Genomic DNA, 21,724 nt, shown 5'->3' with positions numbered 1-21,724 from the left:
ATGGCCAAAATTACCGCCAGCGTTTACACCTCGCACGTCCCCGCCATCGGCGCGGCCATCGATTTGGGGAAAACGACCGAGCCTTACTGGCAACCCTTGTTCAAGGGCTATGAATATTCCAAGCAATGGATGAAGGACAACACGCCCGACGTGATCTTTCTGGTCTACAACGACCACGCCACGGCTTTCAGCCTGGACATGATCCCGACCTTCGCCATCGGCACCGCTGCGGAATACCAGCCTGCCGATGAAGGCTGGGGCCCGCGCCCCGTGCCCAAGGTGATCGGCCACCCCGAACTGGCCGCGCACATTGCGCAGTCGGTGATCCAGCAGGACTTTGACCTGACCATCGTCAACAAGATGGACGTGGACCACGGTTTGACCGTGCCCCTGAGTCTGATGTGTGGAGAGCCCGAGGCATGGCCCTGCCCGGTGATTCCGTTCGCGGTCAACGTGGTGCAGTACCCCGTGCCATCGGGCCGCCGCTGCTTCGAGCTGGGTAAGGCGATCCGCAAGGCGATCGAATCCTTCGACAAGCCGCTGAAAGTGCAGATCTGGGGCACGGGTGGCATGAGCCACCAACTGCAGGGCGCACGCGCCGGCCTGATCAACAAGGAATGGGACAACGCCTTTCTGGACCGCCTGATTGCCGATCCGGATGGTCTGGCCAGCGTGCCGCACATCGACTATGTGCGCGAAGCCGGCTCAGAAGGTATCGAGCTAGTGATGTGGCTGATTGCCCGTGGCGCCATGGCCGATGTGGCCGGCGGTGCGGCGCCCACCTTGAAGCACCGCTTCTTCCATGTGCCTGCATCCAACACGGCCGTCGGCCACCTGATTCTGGAGAACAACTAAATGACTAAGACTCTCAAAGTCGCCCTGGCGGGCGCTGGTGCATTCGGTACCAAGCATCTGGACGCAATCAAGCTGATCGACGGCGTGGAGGCCATTTCGGTCATCGGCCGCGATATGGAAAAAACCCGTGAAGTCGCTGCCAAGTACGGCATAGCCCACGTGACGGACGACCTGGCTGAAAGCCTGGCCTTGCCCGAGCTGGATGCCGTGATTCTGTGCACGCCCACGCAAATGCATGCCGCCCAGACCATCCAGTGTCTGCAAGCGGGCAAGCACGTGCAGGTGGAAATCCCTCTGGCTGACAGCCTGGCAGGTGCCGAAGAAGTCGTGGCCCTGCAAAAGAAGACCGGCTTGGTAGCCATGGTGGGACATACCCGCCGCTTCAACCCCAGCCACCAGTACGTCAACCAGCAAATTGCAGCCGGCAAGTTCAACATCCAGCAAATGGATGTGCAGACCTATTTCTTCCGCCGCACCAACACCAATGCGCTGGGCCAGGCGCGTAGCTGGACCGACCACTTGTTGTGGCACCACGCTGCCCACACGGTGGACTTGTTTGCCTACCAGTGCGGCAGTCCCATCGTGCAGGCCAACGCCATCCAGGGGCCGATCCACCCGGTGCTGGGTATTGCGATGGACATGTCCATCCAGCTGAAGGCCGCCAACGGTGCGATCTGCACGCTGTCGCTGAGCTTCAACAACGACGGCCCGCTGGGCACCTTCTTCCGCTACATCGGTGACAGCGCAACCTACATCGCCCGTTACGACGATCTGTTCACCGGCAAGGATGAAAAGATCGACGTGAGCCAGGTGGCCGTGTCCATGAACGGCATTGAGCTGCAAGACCGCGAGTTCTTCGCTGCCATCCGCGAAGGCCGCGAACCCAACAGCAGCGTGGCCAAGGTGCTGCCGTGCTACCAGGTGCTACACAAGCTGGAGCAACAGCTGAACGCGGCCTGATCACCCGAGCTTGAACGGCCCGCCTTTTTCCAGCGCACGCTGGTAGGCGGGCCGTTCGCGTATGCGGGCCAGGTAGGCCATTAGATTGGGGCGGCTGCTGTCTAGGCCACCACGGGCTTGCGCGGCCTCAATGGGGAAGCTCATCTGGATGTCGGCTCCGCTGAACTCGTCGCCCGCAAACCACAGACTTTTGCCCAGCTCCGCCTCCATGAAGTCCAGGTGGGTTTTGAGCTGCGGCAGGATGAAGCTTTTTTTCACGTTCCCGCTGATGGCCTTGGCGATGGGCTTCACGAAGAACGGCATTTTGGTGTTCTCGATCTTGTCGAAGATGAGCTTGAGCAACAGGGGCGGCATGGCCGAGCCTTCGGCGTAGTGCAGCCAGTAGCGGTAGCGCAGCCTCTCCGATGTGCCCAGCGCCGGGGCGAGCCGGCCCTGGCCATGCTGTTCGATCACGGCCTCCACAATCGCGCCCGATTCGGCCAACACCATGTCGCCGTCGGTCAGCACCGGTGATTTTCCCAGGGGGTGCACTGCGCGCAGGCTGGCCGGTGCCAACATGGTCGTGGCGTCGCGTTGGTAGCGCTGGATCTGATAGTCGAGGCCCAGCTCTTCCAGCAGCCACAGCACGCGCTGCGAACGGGAGTTGTTCAGGTGGTGAAGGGTCAGCATAAGTTTCCGGGTAGTTGTCACAGCGAATACCGATAATCCGCCCACAATTTTGCAATTCTTTACCTCGTGACGATATGCAACAGACCCTGTGCCGGAATCCGGCCTCTCTGGGCAGCATATGATTTCACTTAGTTTAGCTAACCAATTATCTGCCTTGCCCACTTCACCATCTGTACAAAAACACGCCGCCATGGTGATGGAGGTGGTGCCTGCTGTGATGGATTCCATCCGCCAGGCGATGCGGATCGGTGCGGGTGCCCATTTGTCTGTGCCGCAGTTCCGTTGTTTGAACTTTATTGCGCGCAAGCCGGATTGCTCGATTGGCGAAGTCGCGGCCTTTTTGGGCGTGACCATGCCCACGGCTTCGGCCATGACGGACCGCCTGGTGCAGAGCGGCCTGGTATCACCCCAAACCGCCAGCGACGACAGGCGGCGTACCCAACTACAGCCCACCCACGCCGGGCTGGCACAGCTTGCGCACATACAGACGGATGCGCAGGCTGATTTAGAACGTGCTTTGACGGCTTGTACCGGCAAAGAGCTACGCGACCTGCAAGCAGGATTGGCCATTCTTTGGCGCACTTTTCGACCCGACCTAGAAACCCCATGAAGACTGTTCCCATTCTTTTGAATACTGTTTGCGGCGCGTTGGTGCTGGCCCTGGCGGGCTGTTCCGGCAAGGCCGATGTGGCGCCCCCTGCAGGCGGCGCCAGCGCTGCCGCCGCACCATCTGGTGGGGCTTCGTCGGCCACGCCACCGGTCACCATCACGACGGTCAAGGCGCAGTCCAAGGACTTCCCCGTGGTGCTGAAGGCTACGGGTACGGTTACGCCTATCACCAGTGTGGACGTAAAGGCCCAGGTCACCAGTGTGGTGGCCAAGGTGCATATCCAGGAAGGGCAGTTCGTGAAGGCCGGTGAGTTGATGTTCACACTGGATTCGCGTACAGACGAAGCCAACCTGGCCAAGGCCCGTGCCCAGCTGGCCAAGGACAACGCCTCCCTGGCCGATGCCAAACGGCAGTTCGCGCGCAGCCAGGAGCTGTTCCGCCAAAACTTCATTTCCCAGGGCGCTCTGGATACCGCACAGGCCCAGGTCGATGCCCTGGCCGCCACCGTGGCGGCCGACCAGGCAGCGATAGACGCGGCCAAGGTTGCGCTGTCGTTTGACCGCATTGCCGCGCCCAATACTGGCCGCGCAGGCCAGGTGCCGGTGTCTACGGGCAGCGTGGTGCAGGCCAATGTCACCACCCTGGTGACGATTACCCAGTTGGACCCGATCTCCGTGGGCTTCAGCCTGCCGCAGCGCAATCTTCCCAACGCCCTGGCGGCATTGAAGGGCGGTGGCGCACCGGTGACTGCAACCCTGGGCGATGGCGGCGGTTCATTTACGGGCCGCTTGCAGTTTGTCGACAACGCGGTGGATGCTAGCTCAGGCTCGGTCAAGGCCAAGGCAGAGTTTGCCAACAAAGAGGGCAAGCTGTGGCCTGGGGCCTTTGTCGAGGTCTCCCAGACCTTCAACACCTTGAAAGGCGCGGTGGTGGTGCCCCAGGCTGCCATCATCCAAGGCGCGCGCGGCAATATCGTCTACACGGTGGAAGAGGGCAAGGCGGTGTCCAAGCCCATCCAGCTGGTGTATGCCCAGGGGACAGAGGCTGCTGTCACGGGCGTGAATGCCGGTGACGCCATCGTGGTGGACGGCAAGCAGAACGTGCGCCCCGGTTCCCGCGTGGTCGAGCGCGCCCGTGACGCCAAACCCGCCGCGAGCAGCCCCGCTGCAACTGACGCCGCCAGCCAAGCCGCCAAGAGCGCCAGCGCCGATTCCGCCAACACACCTCGGCCTGCCGCACCATGAGCTTTTCTGAGATTTTCATCCGCCGTCCGGTGATGACGGTGCTGCTCAACGCAGCGGTGGTCATGGCCGGCGTCATTGGTTTCCAGAAGATTCCGGTAGCGGCCCTGCCCAGCTACGACACGCCGGTGATCAATGTGTCGGCCACCTTGCCGGGGGCCAACCCCGAGACCATGGCCAGTTCGGTGGCACTGATTCTGGAAAAGCAGTTCCAGACCGTGCCCGGCCTGAAGACCATCAGCTCCACCAGCATCCTGGGCAGCACCTCGCTGACGCTGGAGTTTGACGAAGGCCGAAACATCGACGCCGCTTCGGTGGACGTGCAGGCGGCCTTGTTGCGTGCGCAGCGCTCCCTGCCCACCGATATGACCAACCCGCCGTCTTACCGCAAGGTGAACCCGGCGGACGCACCGGTGCTGCTGGTGGCCATGACCTCGCCTTCATTGGCCCCGGCCGACCTGCAAGACTTTGCGGAGCATTTGATTTCACCGACGCTGTCCACCATCGACGGCGTGGCGCAGGTCAACATCTTTGGCGCCAAGCGCTATGCCGTGCGTGTGCGCGTGAACCCGCAGGCCCTGGCGGTGCGCAATATCGGCCTGGACGAGTTGAGCAGTGCGTTGAAGTCAGCCAACGTGAATACCCCCGTGGGCACTCTGGAAGGGCCGCGCCAAACCTTGGTGCTGCAGGCGAACCGCCAGCTGCGCAACGCCGCCGACTTCTCGGACCTGATCGTCAGCACCCGGGGCGGCAACCCTGTGCGCCTGAAAGACGTGGCCAGCGTGGAAGACAGCCTGGAAACGCTGAAGAGCTGGGCCACCCTGGACGGCGAGAACTCCATCACCCTGGCCATCCAGCGCCAGCCCGGTGCCAACACGGTGAAGGTGGTGGACTCCATCCGCGCCGCGTTGCCCAGGCTGCAAAGCCAGATGCCGCAGTCGGTCTCCATGACGCCGGTGAACGACCGATCCAAGTCCGTGCGCGAGGCCTTGCACGATGTGTCGCTGACCCTGATGGGCACGATTGCGCTGGTGGTGCTGGTGATCTTCCTGTTCCTGCGGCGCTTCATCGCCACCCTCATACCGGCCTTGTCCTTGCCCGTTTCCTTGGTGGGTGCCGTGGCGCTGCTATGGGGCTTGAATTACAGCCTGGACAACATTTCCCTGCTGGGCCTCACGCTGGCCGTGGGCCTGGTGGTGGACGACGCCATCGTGGTGCTGGAGGACATCATCCGCCACGTCGAAAACGGCGAAGACCCTTTCCAGGCGTCGCTGCGCGCGGCGCGGGAGGTGGGCTTCACCATCGTTTCCATGTCCACCTCGCTGATCGCGGTGTTCATCCCCATCTTCTTCATGCCCGGCGTGATCGGCTTGTTGTTCCACGAATTTGCCGTGGTGGTGGGTTTGTCCATCGTGGTGTCGGCTTTTGTGTCGCTGACCCTGGTGCCCATGCTGGCAAGCCGCTTCCTGACCGACGAAAAGCACATGAAGGCGCCTGGCCGTGTGGTGCGTTCGTTTGAAACGGGTTTCAATGCGGTGCTGGCCGGCTACACCAAGATGCTGGACATGGCGCTGCGCCACCGCAAGGTGGTGCTGCTGGTGGCGGCGGGCACGTTTGCTGCCACGTTCTGGCTGGCCTACATCATCCCCAAGGGCTTTTTCCCTGAGGAAGACATAGGCCAGATCCAGGTCACCACCGAGGCTGCAGAAGACGTGTCCTTCCCGGAAATGGTCAAGCTGCAGGAACGTGCTGCGACGATCTTCCGGGCAGACGAGAACGTGGCTACGGTCAGCTCCTTCACCGGTGGCAACAACGCGCAGAACTCCGGGCGCATGTTCATCAACCTCAAGGCGCAAGGCGAACGCCTGCCCATGAAGAAGGTGGTTGAAGGCCTGCGCAAGAAGCTGCGTGCCGTGGCCGGTATCAACGTCTTTATGCGTCCAGTGCAGAACCTGCAGCTGGGTGGCCGCCAGAGCAAAGCCCAGTACCAGTACATCCTGCAAAGCATCAAGGCCGATGAGCTCAACACCTGGGCCAACAAGCTGCAGGAGCAACTGCGCGCCGACCCTATCTTCCGTGACGTGACCAGCGACTCGCAGCTGCGCGGCCTGCAAGCCCAGCTGAAGATCAACCGGGACAATGCGAACACCCTGGGCGTGTCGATCGACACCATACGCACCGCCTTGTTCAGCGCCTTCGGCGAGCGCCAGGTGTCCACCATTTACCTTCCCACCGACAGCTACCAGGTGATCATGGAAGTGGCGCCCGAGGCCAAGCTGGATGAACGCGCACTGAACGGCATTTACGTGCGCTCGTCCAACGGCACCTTGGTGCCCATGTCCAGCTTCACCACGGTGGAACGCACAGTAGGCCCCACAGCCATCAACCATGCGGGCCAACTGCAGGCGGTCACGGTGTCGTTCAACCTGGCGCCCGGCGCGGCCCTGGGCGACGCCACGGCCAAGATCGACGCGGCCAGCACGGCCATAGGCATGCCGTCCAGCATCATCACCAGCTATGGCGGTGATGCGGCGGTGTTCCAAAGCTCGCAGGGCAGCCAGGCGATTCTGGTGGTGGCGGCCTTACTGGTGATCTACGTGTTGCTGGGCGTGCTTTACGAGAGCTACATCCACCCACTGACGATTCTGGCAGGCCTGCCGTCCGCCGCCGTGGGGGCACTGGCCACGCTAATGCTGTTCGGCCAGGACCTGACGCTGATCGCCACCATCGGTATCGTGCTGCTGATCGGTATCGTGAAGAAGAACGCCATCATGATGATCGACTTCGCGCTGGAGGCGCAGCGCCACCGGGGCATGACGCCGGCCGAGGCCATCCGTGAGGCCTGCATACTGCGTTTCCGCCCCATCATGATGACCACGTTGGCCGCTCTGATGGGTGCCTTGCCGATTGCCTTGGGGCTGGGCGCGGGCGCCGAGCTGCGCCAGCCCCTGGGCCTGGCCGTGGTCGGCGGGCTGGTGTTTTCCCAGGCCATTACGTTGTTCATCACGCCGGTGATCTACCTGGCCCTGGAACGCTTCAGCGGCACCGGCCCGGTGACCACGCCCGAGATCATCCTGACCGGACCCGGGTCCGCGCATTGATGCTCTAACGAATTGCTATTGAATATATAGCTGCTGGCGCAGGCAATATCTGCGCTAGCAGCATTTTTTATGGAGAATTGAAAGCTATGCAAAACCGCGCACTTGGCCCCTTCCAAGTTTCCGCCATCGGCCTAGGTTGCATGAACGTGAGCCATGCCTATGGCGCCCCGGTCACGGCAGAGCAGGGCGAGTCCGTCTTGCTGCATGCGCTGGACCGCGGCGTAACCCTGTTTGACACCGCTGCGCTGTACGGTTTTGGCAGCAATGAAGAGCTGGTGGGGCGTACTCTGTCGAAGCACCGCAGCAAGTTCACCCTGGCCAGCAAATGCGGCATGACCGGCGTGGATGGCAAGCGCGTGATCGATGGCCGTCCGGCCACCCTGAAGCGCACCTGTGAAGAGGCGCTGAAGCGCCTGCGCACCGAGGTCATCGACCTGTATTACCTGCACCGCTGGGACAAGACCGTGCCCATCGAAGACAGCGTGGGCGCGCTGTCCGACCTGGTGCGCGAGGGCAAGATCCAGACCATCGGTTTGTCTGAGGTATCGGCCAGCACGCTGCGCAAAGCCCATGCCGTGCACCCCATCACCGCGCTGCAAACCGAGTACTCGCTGTGGACGCGCAACCCCGAGATCGCGGTGCTGCAGGCCTGCAAGGAACTGGGCACTGCCTTTGTCGCTTTCAGCCCGGTGGCGCGTGGTTTTCTGACCGGTGCGCTGCAAGACGTGAACACGCTGGACGCCAAGGACATCCGCCGTGGCATGCCCCGCTTTGCACCCGACAACTACGCGGCCAATCTGCGCCTGCTCGACGGTTACGCCGCCATTGCCCGCGAAGCTGGCTGCACCCAGGCCCAGTTGGCCCTGGCCTGGTTGCTGCAGCAGGGCGAGCACATCATCCCCATCCCAGGCACCACCCGTGTGGACCACTTGGATGAAGACCTGGGCGCGGCCGATGTACGCTTGTCGCCCGCACTGCTGGCCCGCTTGGACGCACTGATCAATCAGCGCACCGTCACAGCTGCACGCTACAACTCGGCCAGCCAGGCCGACGTGGATACTGAAGAGTTTTGATGCCTCTTGGTGAGGTAGTGGCACAGGGTTTGCTGCATTGACAGCGGGGACTTTCCCCTAGTCGATTTCTGGAGACCTGATGCATACAAGCCCCCGCTCCGCAGTCGCCCCGGCCGCCAGCTCTGCCGGTATTTCTATCGTCAACTTGGCGGCGCGCCAGCGTATGCTGTCGCAGCGCATGATTTTGCAAACCGTGCTGGCTTCACAGGGGGACAAGGAGAAACGCCTTGCGGCCGAGCGGACCCTGGCACTGTTCTCTGAAAGCCAGGCCCAGCTGCTGGAGTTTTCTAGAACCTTGGACCTGGCCAATGCCCGCAAGCTGGACGCGGTCTACCACGGCGACCATGGTGTGGACATCACTATCCAGGAGTTCACCAGCTTGGTGCGCACCGCTTTGGCACAGATAGCCCAGCGGGATGACCGCCAGGCCGCATCGGTGGCCCAACTGGTGGGGCAGACCGACGTGGTGTTGGACGCCCTGAACAAAGCCACCACGGCGTTTGACGACATCAGCAGGTCCAAGTCCGACAGCATGAAGCGCGAGCTGACCGGCATCGTCAGCGACATCCAGAACGTAGCGCGCGAGGCCAAGGTGGTCAGCTTCAACGCGCTGGTCATCGCTGCACGCGCCGGTAGTTTTGGCCGCGAGTTTGCAGTGGTGGCGAATGTGCTGACGGGCATCACCGGCAAGATCGACGGACTCTCGCGCGACGCCATTGTGCTGGCGGGCCGCACCTGAGGGCACGAGGCCATCGGCGGGAGAGCAGGGGCGGCGTACACTCGGCGCCCCCTGTGTAATTCCTCTCGTCTGATGCCCTCTACCTCCCCGGGTCCCGTGACCCGCACGCCACGTGCCCGCAAAGCCGTGGTGGACCCTTCGCAGCAGCTCAGTCTGGGCTTTACCGATGATTTCTTTGTAGCCCCCGTGCTGCCTGCCGAAAAGCCGGCACCCGTCCGCGCCGTTCCGGCGCCCAAACCGGCTGCGGTCCCGTTGGCGGCGGTGGCTGTGCCGTCTAACCCGCAAAGCATGGAAGACATGGCTGCGCTGCTGGAGCAGCATGCCGACTACCGCGTGTTGCGCCGCCTGGTGCCGCAGCTGGAGTTTGCCGCAACACCTGTAGCCGCATCCGGCGTGTTGCGCCTGTTGGTGTTGGACACCGAGACCACCGGCCTGGAGCACAGCCGCGACAAGATCATCGAGCTGGCACTGCTGCGCGTGGACCTCGACACCGCCACCGGCTTGCCTTGCGGCACGGTGCAGGTGTATGACGGACTGGAAGACCCGGGCATGCCCATCCCCGACATCGCCCGTAAGGTGACCGGCATAGACGACAGCATGGTGCAGGGCCAGCATCTGGACGAGGCCAGGGTCGCCGAGTTGCTCGACGGCGTGGACTTGGTGGTGGCGCACAACGCGGCGTTTGACCGGCCTTTTGTCGAAGCACGTTTTCCAGCTTTCGCCGCCAAGGCCTGGGCATGCTCGTTTGCCGATATCGACTGGAAGGCCGAGGGCCGCGAATCCGCCAAGCTCTCTGCCCTGGCCTTGGAGCTAGGCTGGTTTTATGACGCCCACCGCGCCGAGATGGACTGCCACGCGCTGCTGGCCGTGCTGCAAGCCGTATTGCCTACCTCGGGTGGCAGCGGGCTGGCCCGGCTACTTCAGGCGTCTAAAGCCACGCGCTATCGCCTGCAGGCTACCGGTGCCCCGTTCGACGCCAAGGACGCGCTGAAAGAGCGCGGCTACCGCTGGGACGCTACCCAAAAAGTCTGGCACACCCGCCTGGCCGACGAAGCTGCACTGCAGGCCGAAGGCGAATGGCTGGCCGCCGAGGTCTACCGGGGCCGGGCCGCCCGTGTGCAGGTGGAGGCGCTGGACGCGTTGGTGCGCTATGCCAGCCGTCCGGGTGTGATCGGCTGGAAGCAGTTGGGGTAAAAAGGCCGCTGGCGCAGTATTTACCTGCGCTGGCAGCTATTTAATCCATAGCATTTCGCATTCAAAGTGCGTGCGTCACCAGCCGGAAGTCGGGGTCTTCGGCGAAGGGCTGGATGGTGTAACCCAGGCCGCGCATCAGTTTGAGCATGCCGGGGTTGTTGGCCAGCACCAGGCCGTGGATTTCGCTCAGGCCTTTTTCGCGGGCCACATCCATGATGCTTAGCATCAGGCGTGTGCCCAGGCCCCGGCCACCGAAATCATCTGCGACCACCAGCGCAAATTCGCAGCTGGTGTTGTCGGGGTTGGTGATGAAGCGCGACACGCCGATGATGCGTTCCGTTTCCTGCATCTCGCCAGTCGCGTCGGGGCTGCGCTGCTTGTGAACGGCCACCAGGGCCATTTCGCGGTCGTAGTCGATCAGCGCGAAGCGCGACAGCATGCTGGGCGGTAGCTCGGACAACATGGACACATAGCGGAAGTAGCGGCTCTCGGCCGACAGGCCGCGCACCATGTCCTGCAGCATCTCGCCGTCGTCCGGGCGTATTGGGCGCAGTGTGGTCTGCCCGCCGCCGCGCAGGGGCCAGACCTGCTCGTAGCGGGCGGGGTAGGGCAGTATCGCCAGATGTTGATATTCCGGGCCGCGCCCGCTGCCAGCGGGGGATGCGCTATCGATGACGATGCGCGCGTCCACCGCCACGGCGCCAGAGGCGTCCACGATGATGGGGTTGATGTCCATCTCGCGCAGCTGGGGTAGTTCGCACACCATTTCGGACACGCGCATCAGCACCCGTTCCAGCGCATCCATGTCTACCGCGTTGGCGCCGCGCCACTCGCCCAGGGTCTCGCTGACGCGAGAGCGGTCTATCAGCCGCCGTGCCAGGAACTGGTTGAGCGGCGGCAGCTCCATGGCGCGGTCGTTGATCAGCTCAATCATGGTGCCGCCCGCGCCAAATGCGATCACCGGGCCAAACGGGTCGTCGGTCACCAGACCTATGCAGATCTCACGGCCCCGCTTGTGGCGCGCCATGTTCTGCACCGTGACGCCGTGGATGCGCGCCTCGGGCATTTGTTGCGCCACCAGCTGCACCATGTCGTTGTAGGTGTCGCGCACGCCCACGGCGTTCATAACGTTCAGGGCTACGCCGTCTACATCCGACTTGTGGCTGATGTCGGGTGAGTCGATTTTCAGCGCCACCGGGTAGCCCAGCTGGGTGGCGATCATCATCGCCTCGTTAGCGCTGCGGGCCAGCACGGTCTGCGTCACCGGAATGTGGAAGGCCGCCAGCAGGGCCTTGGACTCCATCTCCGTCAGCACTTTGCGGCGCTCGGCCAGCACGCCTTCGATCAGCAGGCGCGCGCCCTCCACATCCGGCTTGGCCAGGGCCGACAGCGGCGGTGGTGTTTGCTGCAGCAACTGCTGGTTTTGGTAGAAGGACGCGATATTGCCAAATGCGCCCACCGCCGCTTCCGGTGTGCGGAATGTGGGGATGGCCGCCGCGTTCAGCGCGGTGCGCGCCTCACCGACCGAGGCGTCGCCCATCCAGCAGGTCAGCAGCGGTTTGGACAGTTGGGGTTTGAAATCGGCCAGTGCCTGGGCCACGCCGGTGGCATCACAGCCGGCCTTGGGCGAATGGATGACCAGCACGCCATCCACCTGGCTGTCGTGGCTGGCGGCTTCTACGGCAGCGCGGTAGTGGGCCGGGCTGGCTTCTTCAGACAAGTCCACCAGGTCGCTCAACGATGCCTGGGCTGGCAGTTGGGGGGCCAGCGCGGCCTGGGTGGCGGGGCTGAGCAGGCCCAGCTGCAGGTCAATTTCAGTGATCCAGTCGGCGGCCAGCACACCCGGCCCGCCACCGTTGGTGACGATGGCCAGGCGTTTACCCACGGCGCGGTAGCGAGATGCCAGGCACTTGGCCGCAGAAAATAGCTGCACAAACGAGCGCACGCGCACTGCGCCCGCGCGCCGCAGCGCTGCATCGAACACATCGTCGCTGCCGACGATCGTGCCCGAATGGGTATGCGCCGCCGTGTTGCCGGCCGACTTGCGCCCGGCTTTGAGTACCACTACCGGCTTGGCGTTGGCTGCTGCGCGCAGTGCGCTCATGAAGCTGCGGGCGTTGCCAATACCTTCCATGCAGACCACGATGCTGTGCGTTTGCGGGTCAGAGGCCAGAAAGTCCAGCACCTGCGCGATGTCCACCGCCGCATTCGGCCCCAGCGACACCACGTTGGAAAAGCCCACAGCGTTTTGCCGCGCCCAGTCCAGTATCGAGGCCGTTAGCGCACCCGACTGCGACACCAGGGCCAGCGGGCCAGGTGCGGCCAGTGCGCCGGCCAGGCTGGCGTTCAGCCCCAGCTGCGGGCGCTGGAAGCCCAGGCAGTTCGGCCCCATCAAATGCATGCCGTGGCGGCGCGCCACGCGGTGCAACTCGTCCGCCAAACTGGCCGGTACGCCGCTGGACACCACCAGCGCCGAGCGGCATTTGATACGCCCGGCCACCTCTAGTGCGGCGGCCATGTCCTCGGGTGGCAGGGCGATGACGGCCAGGTCAGCCCGGGTCTGCGCCAGGTCGGCCAGCGTGCCGGTGGTGTGGATGTCCAGAAAGCTCAGCCGGCCGCTGAAACGCTGCGCCCGCAGCGCGTTGGGCAGGGCCTGCAGCCCGGGGCTGGCGAACACCACGATGGATTCGGGTGAGAAGAGTGATGTCAGGTAATGCGTGTCCATGGAGCCCTTTGGGCGCAGAGTTCTGCGCCGCTTGACCGAAATCATACGACCTGGCTTGCATTCATAGTAAAAACACGTCTAGCGCAGATTTCGCCTGCGCCAGGTGCTATATTTTCAATAGTAATTTCAGGCCTACGGTCTTTGCGGGTGGGTGCGCCAGTGGTTATCCTGCGAGCTGTCCGACGGCTGCTTGAGCCATTAAAACGTGTTTACCACAAGGAATCCCCATGAAAGCCATCTGGAACGGCGCCGTGATCGCCGAAAGCGACGACATCGCCGTGGTTGAAGGCAACCACTATTTTCCGCTGAGCTCGCTGAACCGCGAGTTCGTCAGCTTCAGCAACCACAAGACCACCTGCGCCTGGAAGGGCCAGGCCAGCTACTACTCGCTGATGGTCAACGGCGAAATGAATACCGACGCCGCCTGGTACTACGCCAACCCCAAGTCCGGTGCCGAAGAGGTTACGGACCGCGTCGCCTTCTGGAAAGGCGTGAAGATAGAAGCATGAGCACGACGCTGTTATCCGCGCCATTCACCCCGGTGGCGCAGTTTGTAGATGTGGTGAAGCGCCAGGCCTATGCCACGCTGGACCCGGCGGGTCTGGCCGCGCTGGCCGGCTGTAAGCTCGATGATCTGCTGGCGCTGTGCCCCAGCTGGAACGATTTGCCGCCCGACGAATATTTGAAGGACGGAGGCCGCTACCGCCGCCGGCGCCATTCCTGCTTTGTGCTGGAGGCCGATACAGTGCAGCAGGTGCCGCACCGCGCACACTGGCAGCCCGTGGAATACAACGCCCTGCACGGTGGCATGGAGCGTTGGTTTGCCCCCATGCTGGACGCCGACGTAGCCCAGCCCGTGTGGTCGCAGTTGCTGCTGGCCCTGGGCCGCGCCTGTACCGCCTTACGTGGCGGCGCACAGGCCGGCGGACCACCGCCCTGGTATGTGGAAGCCCACCAGTTCCGCATCGACACCACCGACGGCATAGGCCGACCCACCCCGGAAGGGGCGCACCGTGACGGCGTGGACTTTGTGGCGGTGCTGCTGGTGGGCCGCTCGGGCATCAAGGGCGGTGAAACCCGGGTTTTCGAGGCCGACGGCCCGAACGGCCAGCGTTTCACGCTGACAGAGCCCTGGAGCCTGCTGTTTTTGGATGATGCACGTGTGGTGCACGAGTCCACCCCCATCCAGCCCCTGGCACCGGGCGGCTACCGGGACACGCTGGTCCTGACCTTCAGGGCCCGCAAGTTCCAGAGTAGCTAAGGTGCATTCCCACAATAACCAGGAGACAAAATGCAACTTCTCAACCATGACCTGGCCCACGAATACCCTCAACTGGTGGGCAAGATCCGCAGCCTGAAGCTCAGCAGTGTGCGTTTCCAGCATCTGTTTGAAGCCTACGACGAGGTGAACCACGCTGTGACACAGCTGGAGCAAGACGGCGGCGCCATCTCCGATGTCGCCATGGAAGACTTGAAGAAAAAGCGGCTGAAGATCAAGGACGACATCTACCAGATGCTGATTGCACCCTGAGATCGTAAACACGTTCTAAAAGTTGGGGCCAGCGGCCTCTTGCCTAATTTAGCGCGGTCCACTTCTGCGTGCTGCGCGACGACTCCAGCACTTTCTCGATGAAGCGCACGCCACGGGCTCCATCTTCCACGCGCGGATAGTCGGCGGCGATCGCATCGGGCACCACGCCGGCTAGCCGGGCGCGGATGTCGGCGGCCACGCCCAGGTAGATATTGGCAAAGGCTTCGATGAAGCCCTCAGGGTGGCCGGATGGCAGGCGCGAGGCGCGGATGGCCGCCTCGCACAGGCCCGGGCCGCCGCGCGTCATGGTGCGAGGCGCCTCGTTCAGCGGGGTGTGGACCAGCCGGTTCGGGTTCTCCTGGCTCCAGTCCAGCGTGCCTTTGGTGCCGAACACGCGCAGGCGCAAATCGTTTTCGCTGCCTACGCAGATCTGCGATGCCAGCAGCGCACCGCGCGCGCCGCCTTTTAAGCGCAGCAGCATATCGGCGTTGTCGTCCAGCGTGCGGCCGGCGCCCATGGCGCTGAGGTCGGCGCAGATGGCCTCGATCTCCAGCCCGGTCACGGTGGTCAGCAGGTTCTCGGCATGCGAGCCTATGTCGCCCATGGCGCCGGCCAGCCCGCTTTGCGCGGGGTCCATGCGCCAGGCGGCCTGCTTGTTGTCGGTGGCTTCGACGGCGGTCGCCAGCCAGCCTTGGTGGTATTCGACGATGACCTTGCGGATGGTGCCGACCACGCCGCTGCGCACCATCTCGCGCATCTGCCGCACCAGCGGGTAGCCGGTGTAGTTGTGCGTCACCCCAAACACCGTGCCCTGGCGCTGCACGGCAGCTACCAGCGCCAGCGCCTGCGTGCTGGTATGCACCAGTGGCTTGTCGCAGACCACGTGGAAACCAGCTTCGACAAAGGCTTGGGCCACCGGGAAGTGCAGGTGGTTGGGCGTGACGATGCTGACGAAATCGATGCGCTCGTGCGCCGGGCGTTTCAGTTCGTCGGCCAGCAGCTCTTGCCAGCTGCCGTGGTTGCGGTCGTCGGCCAGGAACAGGTCGCGCCCGGAAGCGCGGGCTTTGTCGGGATTCGCGGAAAGGGCGCCGGCCACCAGCTCGATCTGGCCGTCGAGTGCGGCGGCCTTGCGGTGCACCGCGCCGATGAATGCGTCGCGGCCGCCGCCGACCATGGCGTAGCGGAGCTTTCGGGAGGATGGGTGCAGAGAGTTCATTGTTTGTCTTTGGCAAATACCGCGTCGAAGGCGCTGGAGGCGGGTTTGAAGTCCAGCCGCTTGCAGAAGGCGGCGCTCTCGGTTGCGCCATGGATGCGGTCCATGCGGCTGTCTTCCCATTCCACGCTCAGCGGGCCGGCGTAGGCTATGTCGTTCAGTGCCACGATGATGGATTCAAAGTCGACCATGCCACGGCCGACGCTGCGGAAGTCCCAGTTGCGCCGGGCATCGCCAAAGCTGGTGTGGCCGCCGAAGGTGCCCACCGTGCCGTCGCCCTTGCCCCACCACACGTCTTTCATGTGCACGTTGTAGATGCGCTCAGAAAAGGTGCGCAGAAACTTCACATAGTCCACACCCTGGTAGGCCAGGTGGCTGGGGTCGAAATTGAAGCCAAAGCGGCGGTGGCCGTAGACCGCCTGGATCGCGCGCTGGCTGGTGGCGGTGTCGAAGGCGATTTCGGTCGGGTGTACTTCCAGCGCAAAGTTCACGTCCTCGCGCTCGAAGGTGTCGAGGATGGGGGTGAATCGTTTCCCGAAATCGGCAAAGCCCTTGTCCCAGAAGGCCTGCGAGGTTGGTGGGAAGGCGTAGGTGGCGTGCCAGATCGACGAGCCGGTGAAGCCGGTCACGGTCTTCACGCCGAACTTCGCTGCGGCGCGTGCCGTATCTTGCAACTCGGCGGCTGCGCGCTGGCGCACGCCCTCGGGGTCGCCATCACCCCAGACGTGGCTGGGCAGAATCGATTGATGCCGCTCGTCGATCAGGTCGCACACCGCCTGGCCGACCAGGTGGTTGCCGATGGCATAGCAGCGCAGGCCGTGGCTGGCGAGCAGGGCGTTTTTATCTTGCACGTAGCTGCTGGAGGCCAATGCCTCCTGCACATTGAAATGGTCGCCCCAGCAGGCCAGCTCCAGGCCGTCATAGCCCATGCTTTTGGCCAGCGGCGCGAGTTCTTTGAGCGGAATATCGGCCCACTGGCCGGTGAACAAGGTGACAGATCTCGCCATAGGGTAGCTCCCGGATGCTATGGTTTACATAGCTGCTAGCGCAGGTGATATATGCGCTAGAGCCCTGTTTTCTATAAATTTAGAAAGGAGAGTCGGGGAAGTAGAACTGGCTGGCGTTCTCTTTGGTGATCAGCACCGACGGAATGATGTAGGTCGCTGGCAGCTTCTCGTCCTTCAGCCGCGCCTCGGCGGTCAGCTTGATCGCGTCGTAGATGAACTTGGGCGAGTACGACACATTGGCCTGGATGCGCGGGTCCTTACCGTCCATCAGGGTCTTGATCATGCCCTTGGCGCCAGCGCCACCGAAGACTATTCTGATGTCGGTGCGCTTGGCCTGGTCGATGGCCTTGAGTACGCCCACGGCCATGTCGTCATCGGCAGCCCAGACGGCGTCGATCTGCTTGAAGCGCGTCAGGTAGTCCTGCATCACCTTGAAGGCGTCGTCGCGGTTCCAGTTGGCGTACTTGGCGTCCAGCAGCTTGATGTCGCTGCCTTTGATGGCCGCGTTGAACGCGTCCATACGTTCGTTGTCCAGGGTGGTGGCGATACCGCGCATGGCGACGATATTGCCCTTGCCGCCCATGGCCTTGACCAGGTAGTCGCCGGGGATCTTGCCAAACGCGGTGTTGTCGCCCGAGATATACGCATCTTGCGCGCTGGTGTCGGTCAGGCCGCGGTCCACCACGGTGACGTACACGCCCTTGCTTTTCACTTGCGCCACGGGCTTGGTGAGAGATGCCGATTCAAACGGGAAGATCACCAGGGCATTGATCTTGTTGACCGTCTGCAGGTCCTGCAGCTGGTTGGCCTGCTCGGGTGCGCCAGATGCGGTTTTGACGATGACCTGCAGGCCGGGGTGCGCCTTTTCCAGGTCCTTCTTGGCCTGGTTCGCCCAGAACACGATGCCGCCGGTGAAGCCGTGGGTGGCGGCCGGGATGGCGACGCCCAAAACAACCTTCTCCTGCGCAAAGCTCGGGGCGCTTGCCAGTGCCGCAACAGCGACGGCGGTGAGGGCCAATCTACGGGTGATTTTTTTCATTTCAGTTGTCTCCTACAGGTGGGTAAAAAGTAGCTTGTGGCTACCGGGTTGGAAAGTTATCTCTTGCTGCGCTGCATGAATGCCACGCCGATGATCACAAAGCCCTGCACGGCCGCGTTCAGGTACACGCTGATGATGCTGGTCAGGTTCAGGATGTTGCTGATGACGGACAGCAGGATGGCGCCGACCACGGTGCCGGTGATGCTGCCAGCGCCACCCTTCAGCGCTGTACCGCCTACGATCACGGCGGCAATCGCCTCCAGCTCCCACAGCAGGCCGGTGGTCGGCGAGGCCGAGCCCAGGCGCGGCACGTAGAGCAGGGTGGCGATTCCCACGCACACGCCCAGCAGCACATAGGTCAGGATCTTGATGCGGTCCACATCGACGGCGGCGTAGCGCGCCACCTGTTCGTTGGAGCCAATCGCCTGCACATAGCGGCCAAAGGCCGTGCGGTTCAGGATCACGCCGCCGAGCAGCGCTACCGCCAGAAACACCCACACCGGGATGGGCACACCCAGTAGGTTGGCGTAGTACACCGGGCTGTAGACATCGCTCAGGTCGTTGTCCAGCGTGATCGCGCCGCCGTTGGCAAAGTAGGTCAGATAGGCGCGGAAGATGCCCAAGGTGCCCAGCGTCACGATAAAGGGTTCGATGCGCCCTTTGGTGATCAGCAGGCCGTGCGCCAGGCCGAAGGCTGCGCCCAGCACCAGCGCCAGCGCCATGCCCAACGCCACCACCAGCACCGGTGAGGCCAGCATCGGCCCCAGTGCGTTCATCAGCATGATGACGCTGCCAGCGATCAGCGCCGCCATCGACCCCACCGACAAATCGATGCCGCCGGAGACGATCACAAAGCACATGCCGACCGCGATGATGCCGATGAAGGCGGTGCGGGTCAGCACGTTCATCGCGTTGTCCAAGGTGGCGAAATTGCTGTTCAGCAAGGTGCCGGCGACCAGCAGTACGACCAGGCCGATGATGGGACCCATGCCGTGCAGGCGGCCCATCCAGTGGGCTGCACTGCGGGGCGTTTTAGTGTGTTCCGGTGGCATGTGAAATCAGCTCCTGTTCGGTCAATTGGTGTTCTTCTAAAACGGTTTGCAGTCGGCCGCCGCGCATCACCGCCACGCGGTGGCACAGGCCGATCAGCTCCATCAGCTCGCTGGAGATGACGACCACGGCCAGGCCTTCGCGGGCCAGGCGCTGCACCAGAAAGTAGATGTCGCGCTTGGCGCCTACGTCCACGCCGCGAGTGGGTTCGTCCAGCACCACCACCTTGGGTTGGGGGTGCAGAACCTTGGCCAACGCGAGTTTTTGCTGGTTCCCGCCGGACAGGCTGGATGCTTTGCTGTGCAGATCGCCGGTGCGGATGCCGTAATCGTTGACCGCCGTCTTCAATGCGGTGGCTTCTGCCTGCGGGTCGAGGAAGGGATGGGTGTAGCGTTCCAGCGCCATCAGCGTCAGGTTCTCGCGCAGGCCGAAATTGACGTGCAGGCCTTTGCCCTTGCGGTCTTCGCTGAGGTAGGTCAGGCCCTGCTGGGCGGCGGCGCGCGGGCTTTTCAAATCGACTACCTTGCCCTCCAGCTCGACCTGGCCAGTGCTGCGCGGGCGCAGGCCGAGCAGGCCTTCAAACAGCTCGGTGCGGCCCGCGCCGACCAGGCCCGCAAAACCCAGAATCTCGCCGGCGCGGACCTCGAAGCCCACGTCTTCGGCCCAGCCGGGCACGGTCAGCCCGGTGACCTTCAACATTGGCGAGGCAGCCTCGGCGTGGGGGGCTTTGGGAGGGTACAGGTCGGTGAGTTCGCGCCCGACCATCAGGCTGGCCATTTGCTGGCGGCTCAGGTTCTTGGTGTCTTCGCGGGCCACAAAGCGGCCGTCGCGCATGACGATGACCTCATCCGTCACCTGTTCCACCTCATCGAGCTTGTGCGAGATGTAGACCAGGGTCACGCCGTCGGCCTTCAGCTGCGCCATCAGTGCGAACAGACGTTTGGTTTCGCCGGGGGTCAAGGTGGCGGTAGGCTCGTCCATGATCAGCAGCCGGGCTTTGCGTAACAGCGCGCGGGCAATTTCCACCAGCTGCTTTTCGGCCACGATCAGCTGCTTGACCCGGGTGTTCACATCGGCTTTGAGTCCGACTTGGGCGATGGCTTTGGCGGCCTCTATCTGCATGGTGGCATCGTCGAGCAGCCAGCCCTTTTTCTTCTCGTGACCGAGGAACAGGTTTTGTGCGATGGTCAGGTCTTCGGCCAGGCTGAATTCCTGGTGGATCAGCACAATGCCCTGGTCTTCGGCCTGGCGTGAGCGGCTGAACTGCATGGGCTGGCCGTTGATGCGCAGCGTGCCGCCGGTGGCGGTCTCAAAGCCGGCCAGGATCTTCATCAGCGTGGACTTGCCCGCGCCGTTTTCGCCCAGCAGGCCTACAGTGCGGCCCGCCTGCAGCGCAAAGCTGACGCCGTGCAGCACGCGCACAGGGCCAAATTCCTTGACGATGCCGTCAAACTCTACGTTCACGCTCATCGCGGCTTTCCTTTGCTTTTCAAGGTCTCTTGCATCGCCAGCACGCCCGCGCCGACCAGGCCTGCCTGCTCGGCCAGCGGCGTGTACTGGATCTCCAGGTGCCGGGTCGATAGCGCTAGCGAGCGCTGGTAAATGCTTTGCCGCACCGAGGCCAGGAACAGCGGGCCAATGCGGGTGATGCCGCCGCCGATGAAGACATGCGAGGGGTTGAAAAAGTTGACCACCGAGGCCAGCATCTGGCCGATCAGATTGCCGGTTTGCTGGATGATGCGGTTCGCGGCCGCGTCGCCGTTGCGGCTGGCCTGGCCCACGTCTTCCGGGGTCAGCGTGCCTTTTTCCGCCAGCACTGCGGCCAGCAGAGCGCTTTCGCCGGATTCAGCAGCCTCGGTGGCCATACGGGTGATAGCCGGGCCGGCAGCCATGGTTTCTACGCAGCCCAGGTTGCCGCAGTGGCAGCGCGGGCCGGCGGTGTCTACGCAGATGTGGCCCACATCACCGGCCGATCCGTTCGCGCCGCGGTACACCTCGCCATGGCAGACGATGCCGCAGCCAATGCCGGTGCCCACCTTGATGACCAAAAAGTTCTGCAGGCTGCGCTGCAGCCGCCAAAGCTCGCCCAGCGCCATCAGGTTCACGTCGTTGTCGACAAACACCGGGGCGGCGTATTCCTCGCGCAGATAGTCGCGGATCGAGAAGCTGTCCCAGTGCGGCATCAGCGGCGGGTTCACCAGCTGGCCGCTTTCAAAGTCCACCGGGCCGGGGACGCCCATGCCGATGCCAATCACCTGCTGCGGCGTGGCGCCGCATTCGGCCAGTAGCTCGCGCATCAGCACCCGGACGCGGGCCATCACCACGCCGGGGCCGGCGCGCACGTCGGCGGCTTCTGTGCGGCGGGCCAGCACGCTGAGGTCGGGGCGCAGAATCGCCAAGTCCAGGCTGGTGGCGCCCAGGTCGGCGCCAATCAGCACGCCCAGGCGCTGGTTCAGCTGTACGGTTTCGGGCCGGCGGCCGCCGGTGGAGCCGGCGAGGCCGGTTTCTTCCAGTAGGCCGACGTCCAGCAGGGACGCGACCAGGCTATTGGTTTTGCTTTTGGAATAACCCAGGCGTTCGGCCAGGTCCCAGCGCGAAGCCCCCGCCAACCAGAAGATGGTGTGCAGCAGCGCGGTTTCCACCGAGGACAAGCGGTCCCAAAGTGCCAAAGTGTGTCTCCTTTTATGCGTCCGCCTGTCCAGCCACACAGGTGTGTG

The 21,724-nt window shown here is 63.5% G+C and carries 19 protein-coding genes; 11 read left to right on the top strand and 8 right to left on the bottom strand.

Annotated elements, in window-relative coordinates; genetic code table 11:
- Positions 1-855 carry a class III extradiol dioxygenase subunit beta gene (locus AC4BBN_RS15600; protein ID WP_490592925.1) on the top strand — a complete coding sequence of 285 codons (855 nt, stop codon included), beginning with the start codon at positions 1-3 and terminating at the stop codon, positions 853-855.
- Positions 856-1,815, top strand: coding sequence for a Gfo/Idh/MocA family oxidoreductase (locus tag AC4BBN_RS15595; protein WP_490592924.1), 960 nt, complete (start codon positions 856-858; stop codon positions 1,813-1,815).
- On the opposite strand, the gene AC4BBN_RS15590 is transcribed toward AC4BBN_RS15595, so the two are convergent.
- Positions 1,816-2,484: a glutathione S-transferase gene (locus AC4BBN_RS15590; protein WP_490592923.1), complete on the bottom strand. Its 669-nt coding sequence runs from the start codon at positions 2,482-2,484 to the stop codon at positions 1,816-1,818. It lies immediately after the preceding gene.
- Positions 2,485-2,638: 154 nt separating this feature from the next.
- On the opposite strand from AC4BBN_RS15590, the gene AC4BBN_RS15585 reads away from it, so the two are divergent.
- The 6 genes from AC4BBN_RS15585 (at position 2,639) to AC4BBN_RS15560 (ending at position 10,442) form a co-directional block, all read left to right on the top strand.
- Positions 2,639-3,094, top strand: a complete 456-nt coding sequence (locus tag AC4BBN_RS15585) for a MarR family winged helix-turn-helix transcriptional regulator (RefSeq protein ID WP_490592922.1) — start codon at positions 2,639-2,641, stop codon at positions 3,092-3,094.
- Entirely contained in the window at positions 3,091-4,338 is a 1,248-nt protein-coding gene (locus AC4BBN_RS15580; RefSeq protein WP_490592921.1) for an efflux RND transporter periplasmic adaptor subunit, read from the top strand. Before AC4BBN_RS15585 ends, AC4BBN_RS15580 begins: the two co-directional genes overlap by 4 nt.
- Positions 4,335-7,436, top strand: a complete 3,102-nt coding sequence (locus AC4BBN_RS15575; RefSeq protein WP_490592920.1) for an efflux RND transporter permease subunit — start codon at positions 4,335-4,337, stop codon at positions 7,434-7,436. Before AC4BBN_RS15580 ends, AC4BBN_RS15575 begins: the two co-directional genes overlap by 4 nt.
- An 86-nt stretch (positions 7,437-7,522) precedes the next feature.
- Positions 7,523-8,509: an aldo/keto reductase gene (locus AC4BBN_RS15570; protein ID WP_490592919.1), complete on the top strand. Its 987-nt coding sequence runs from the start codon at positions 7,523-7,525 to the stop codon at positions 8,507-8,509.
- Between the two features lie 79 nt (positions 8,510-8,588).
- Entirely contained in the window at positions 8,589-9,248 is a 660-nt protein-coding gene (locus AC4BBN_RS15565) for a methyl-accepting chemotaxis protein (protein WP_490592918.1), read from the top strand.
- Between the two features lie 72 nt (positions 9,249-9,320).
- On the top strand, positions 9,321-10,442 hold the full coding sequence (locus AC4BBN_RS15560) for a 3'-5' exonuclease (protein WP_490592917.1): 1,122 nt from the start codon (positions 9,321-9,323) through the stop codon (positions 10,440-10,442).
- 61 nt (positions 10,443-10,503) lie between these two features.
- Here the strand turns inward: AC4BBN_RS15560 and AC4BBN_RS15555 are convergent, their stop codons facing one another.
- A complete protein-coding gene (locus tag AC4BBN_RS15555; RefSeq protein WP_490592916.1) occupies positions 10,504-13,167 on the bottom strand; it encodes a bifunctional acetate--CoA ligase family protein/GNAT family N-acetyltransferase in 2,664 nt (887 codons plus the stop codon).
- 227 nt (positions 13,168-13,394) lie between these two features.
- Here AC4BBN_RS15555 and AC4BBN_RS15550 point away from each other — a divergent pair, with 227 nt between their 5' ends.
- From AC4BBN_RS15550 to AC4BBN_RS15540, 3 genes are read left to right on the top strand one after another with little or no spacing between them, the layout of a single operon-like run.
- A complete protein-coding gene (locus AC4BBN_RS15550) occupies positions 13,395-13,676 on the top strand; it encodes a DUF427 domain-containing protein (RefSeq protein ID WP_490592915.1) in 282 nt (93 codons plus the stop codon).
- Positions 13,673-14,428, top strand: a complete 756-nt coding sequence (locus AC4BBN_RS15545; RefSeq protein ID WP_490592914.1) for a 2OG-Fe dioxygenase family protein — start codon at positions 13,673-13,675, stop codon at positions 14,426-14,428. Before AC4BBN_RS15550 ends, AC4BBN_RS15545 begins: the two co-directional genes overlap by 4 nt.
- 30 nt (positions 14,429-14,458) lie before the next feature.
- The gene (locus AC4BBN_RS15540) at positions 14,459-14,698 is read left to right on the top strand and encodes an HP1242/YdcH family protein (RefSeq protein WP_490592913.1); all 240 of its coding nucleotides are present in this window, start codon (positions 14,459-14,461) and stop codon (positions 14,696-14,698) included.
- A gap of 43 nt (positions 14,699-14,741) precedes the next feature.
- Here AC4BBN_RS15540 and AC4BBN_RS15535 read toward each other — a convergent pair whose 3' ends face one another.
- From AC4BBN_RS15535 to AC4BBN_RS15510, 6 genes are all read right to left on the bottom strand, one after another.
- Positions 14,742-15,914 (bottom strand): Gfo/Idh/MocA family protein, encoded by a 1,173-nt coding sequence (locus AC4BBN_RS15535; protein ID WP_490592912.1) that lies wholly within the window; start codon positions 15,912-15,914, stop codon positions 14,742-14,744.
- A complete protein-coding gene (locus AC4BBN_RS15530; RefSeq protein WP_490592911.1) occupies positions 15,911-16,918 on the bottom strand; it encodes a sugar phosphate isomerase/epimerase family protein in 1,008 nt (335 codons plus the stop codon). The genes AC4BBN_RS15535 and AC4BBN_RS15530 overlap by 4 nt, the downstream gene beginning before the upstream one ends.
- Before the next feature lie 79 nt (positions 16,919-16,997).
- On the bottom strand, positions 16,998-17,957 hold the full coding sequence (locus AC4BBN_RS15525) for a substrate-binding domain-containing protein (protein WP_490592910.1): 960 nt from the start codon (positions 17,955-17,957) through the stop codon (positions 16,998-17,000).
- Between the two features lie 56 nt (positions 17,958-18,013).
- Entirely contained in the window at positions 18,014-19,009 is a 996-nt protein-coding gene (locus tag AC4BBN_RS15520; protein ID WP_490592909.1) for an ABC transporter permease, read from the bottom strand.
- Positions 18,990-20,477 (bottom strand): sugar ABC transporter ATP-binding protein, encoded by a 1,488-nt coding sequence (locus AC4BBN_RS15515; protein ID WP_490592908.1) that lies wholly within the window; start codon positions 20,475-20,477, stop codon positions 18,990-18,992. The genes AC4BBN_RS15520 and AC4BBN_RS15515 overlap by 20 nt, the downstream gene beginning before the upstream one ends.
- Positions 20,474-21,676: an ROK family transcriptional regulator gene (locus AC4BBN_RS15510; protein ID WP_490592907.1), complete on the bottom strand. Its 1,203-nt coding sequence runs from the start codon at positions 21,674-21,676 to the stop codon at positions 20,474-20,476. The genes AC4BBN_RS15515 and AC4BBN_RS15510 overlap by 4 nt, the downstream gene beginning before the upstream one ends.
- Positions 21,677-21,724: the final 48 nt, after the last annotated feature.

This window comes from Rhodoferax sp. SPJ21 (genome assembly GCF_058216335.1).
Note: the sequence above shows the minus strand (reverse complement) of the source record. Positions and strands in the feature narration are given on the sequence as shown.

Excerpts from the sequence above, each read along its gene's own strand:
- AC4BBN_RS15600 (WP_490592925.1), top strand. The coding sequence starts at position 1 with ATGGCCAAAATTACCGCCAGCGTTTACACCTCGCACGTCCCCGCCATC.
- AC4BBN_RS15595 (WP_490592924.1), top strand. The coding sequence starts at position 856 with ATGACTAAGACTCTCAAAGTCGCCCTGGCGGGCGCTGGTGCATTCGGT.
- AC4BBN_RS15590 (WP_490592923.1), bottom strand. The coding sequence starts at position 2,484 with ATGCTGACCCTTCACCACCTGAACAACTCCCGTTCGCAGCGCGTGCTG.
- AC4BBN_RS15580 (WP_490592921.1), top strand. The coding sequence starts at position 3,091 with ATGAAGACTGTTCCCATTCTTTTGAATACTGTTTGCGGCGCGTTGGTG.
- AC4BBN_RS15575 (WP_490592920.1), top strand. The coding sequence starts at position 4,335 with ATGAGCTTTTCTGAGATTTTCATCCGCCGTCCGGTGATGACGGTGCTG.
- AC4BBN_RS15570 (WP_490592919.1), top strand. The coding sequence starts at position 7,523 with ATGCAAAACCGCGCACTTGGCCCCTTCCAAGTTTCCGCCATCGGCCTA.
- AC4BBN_RS15565 (WP_490592918.1), top strand. The coding sequence starts at position 8,589 with ATGCATACAAGCCCCCGCTCCGCAGTCGCCCCGGCCGCCAGCTCTGCC.
- AC4BBN_RS15560 (WP_490592917.1), top strand. The coding sequence starts at position 9,321 with ATGCCCTCTACCTCCCCGGGTCCCGTGACCCGCACGCCACGTGCCCGC.
- AC4BBN_RS15555 (WP_490592916.1), bottom strand. The coding sequence starts at position 13,167 with ATGGACACGCATTACCTGACATCACTCTTCTCACCCGAATCCATCGTG.
- AC4BBN_RS15550 (WP_490592915.1), top strand. The coding sequence starts at position 13,395 with ATGAAAGCCATCTGGAACGGCGCCGTGATCGCCGAAAGCGACGACATC.
- AC4BBN_RS15545 (WP_490592914.1), top strand. The coding sequence starts at position 13,673 with ATGAGCACGACGCTGTTATCCGCGCCATTCACCCCGGTGGCGCAGTTT.
- AC4BBN_RS15540 (WP_490592913.1), top strand. The coding sequence starts at position 14,459 with ATGCAACTTCTCAACCATGACCTGGCCCACGAATACCCTCAACTGGTG.
- AC4BBN_RS15535 (WP_490592912.1), bottom strand. The coding sequence starts at position 15,914 with ATGAACTCTCTGCACCCATCCTCCCGAAAGCTCCGCTACGCCATGGTC.
- AC4BBN_RS15530 (WP_490592911.1), bottom strand. The coding sequence starts at position 16,918 with ATGGCGAGATCTGTCACCTTGTTCACCGGCCAGTGGGCCGATATTCCG.
- AC4BBN_RS15525 (WP_490592910.1), bottom strand. The coding sequence starts at position 17,957 with ATGAAAAAAATCACCCGTAGATTGGCCCTCACCGCCGTCGCTGTTGCG.
- AC4BBN_RS15520 (WP_490592909.1), bottom strand. The coding sequence starts at position 19,009 with ATGCCACCGGAACACACTAAAACGCCCCGCAGTGCAGCCCACTGGATG.
- AC4BBN_RS15515 (WP_490592908.1), bottom strand. The coding sequence starts at position 20,477 with ATGAGCGTGAACGTAGAGTTTGACGGCATCGTCAAGGAATTTGGCCCT.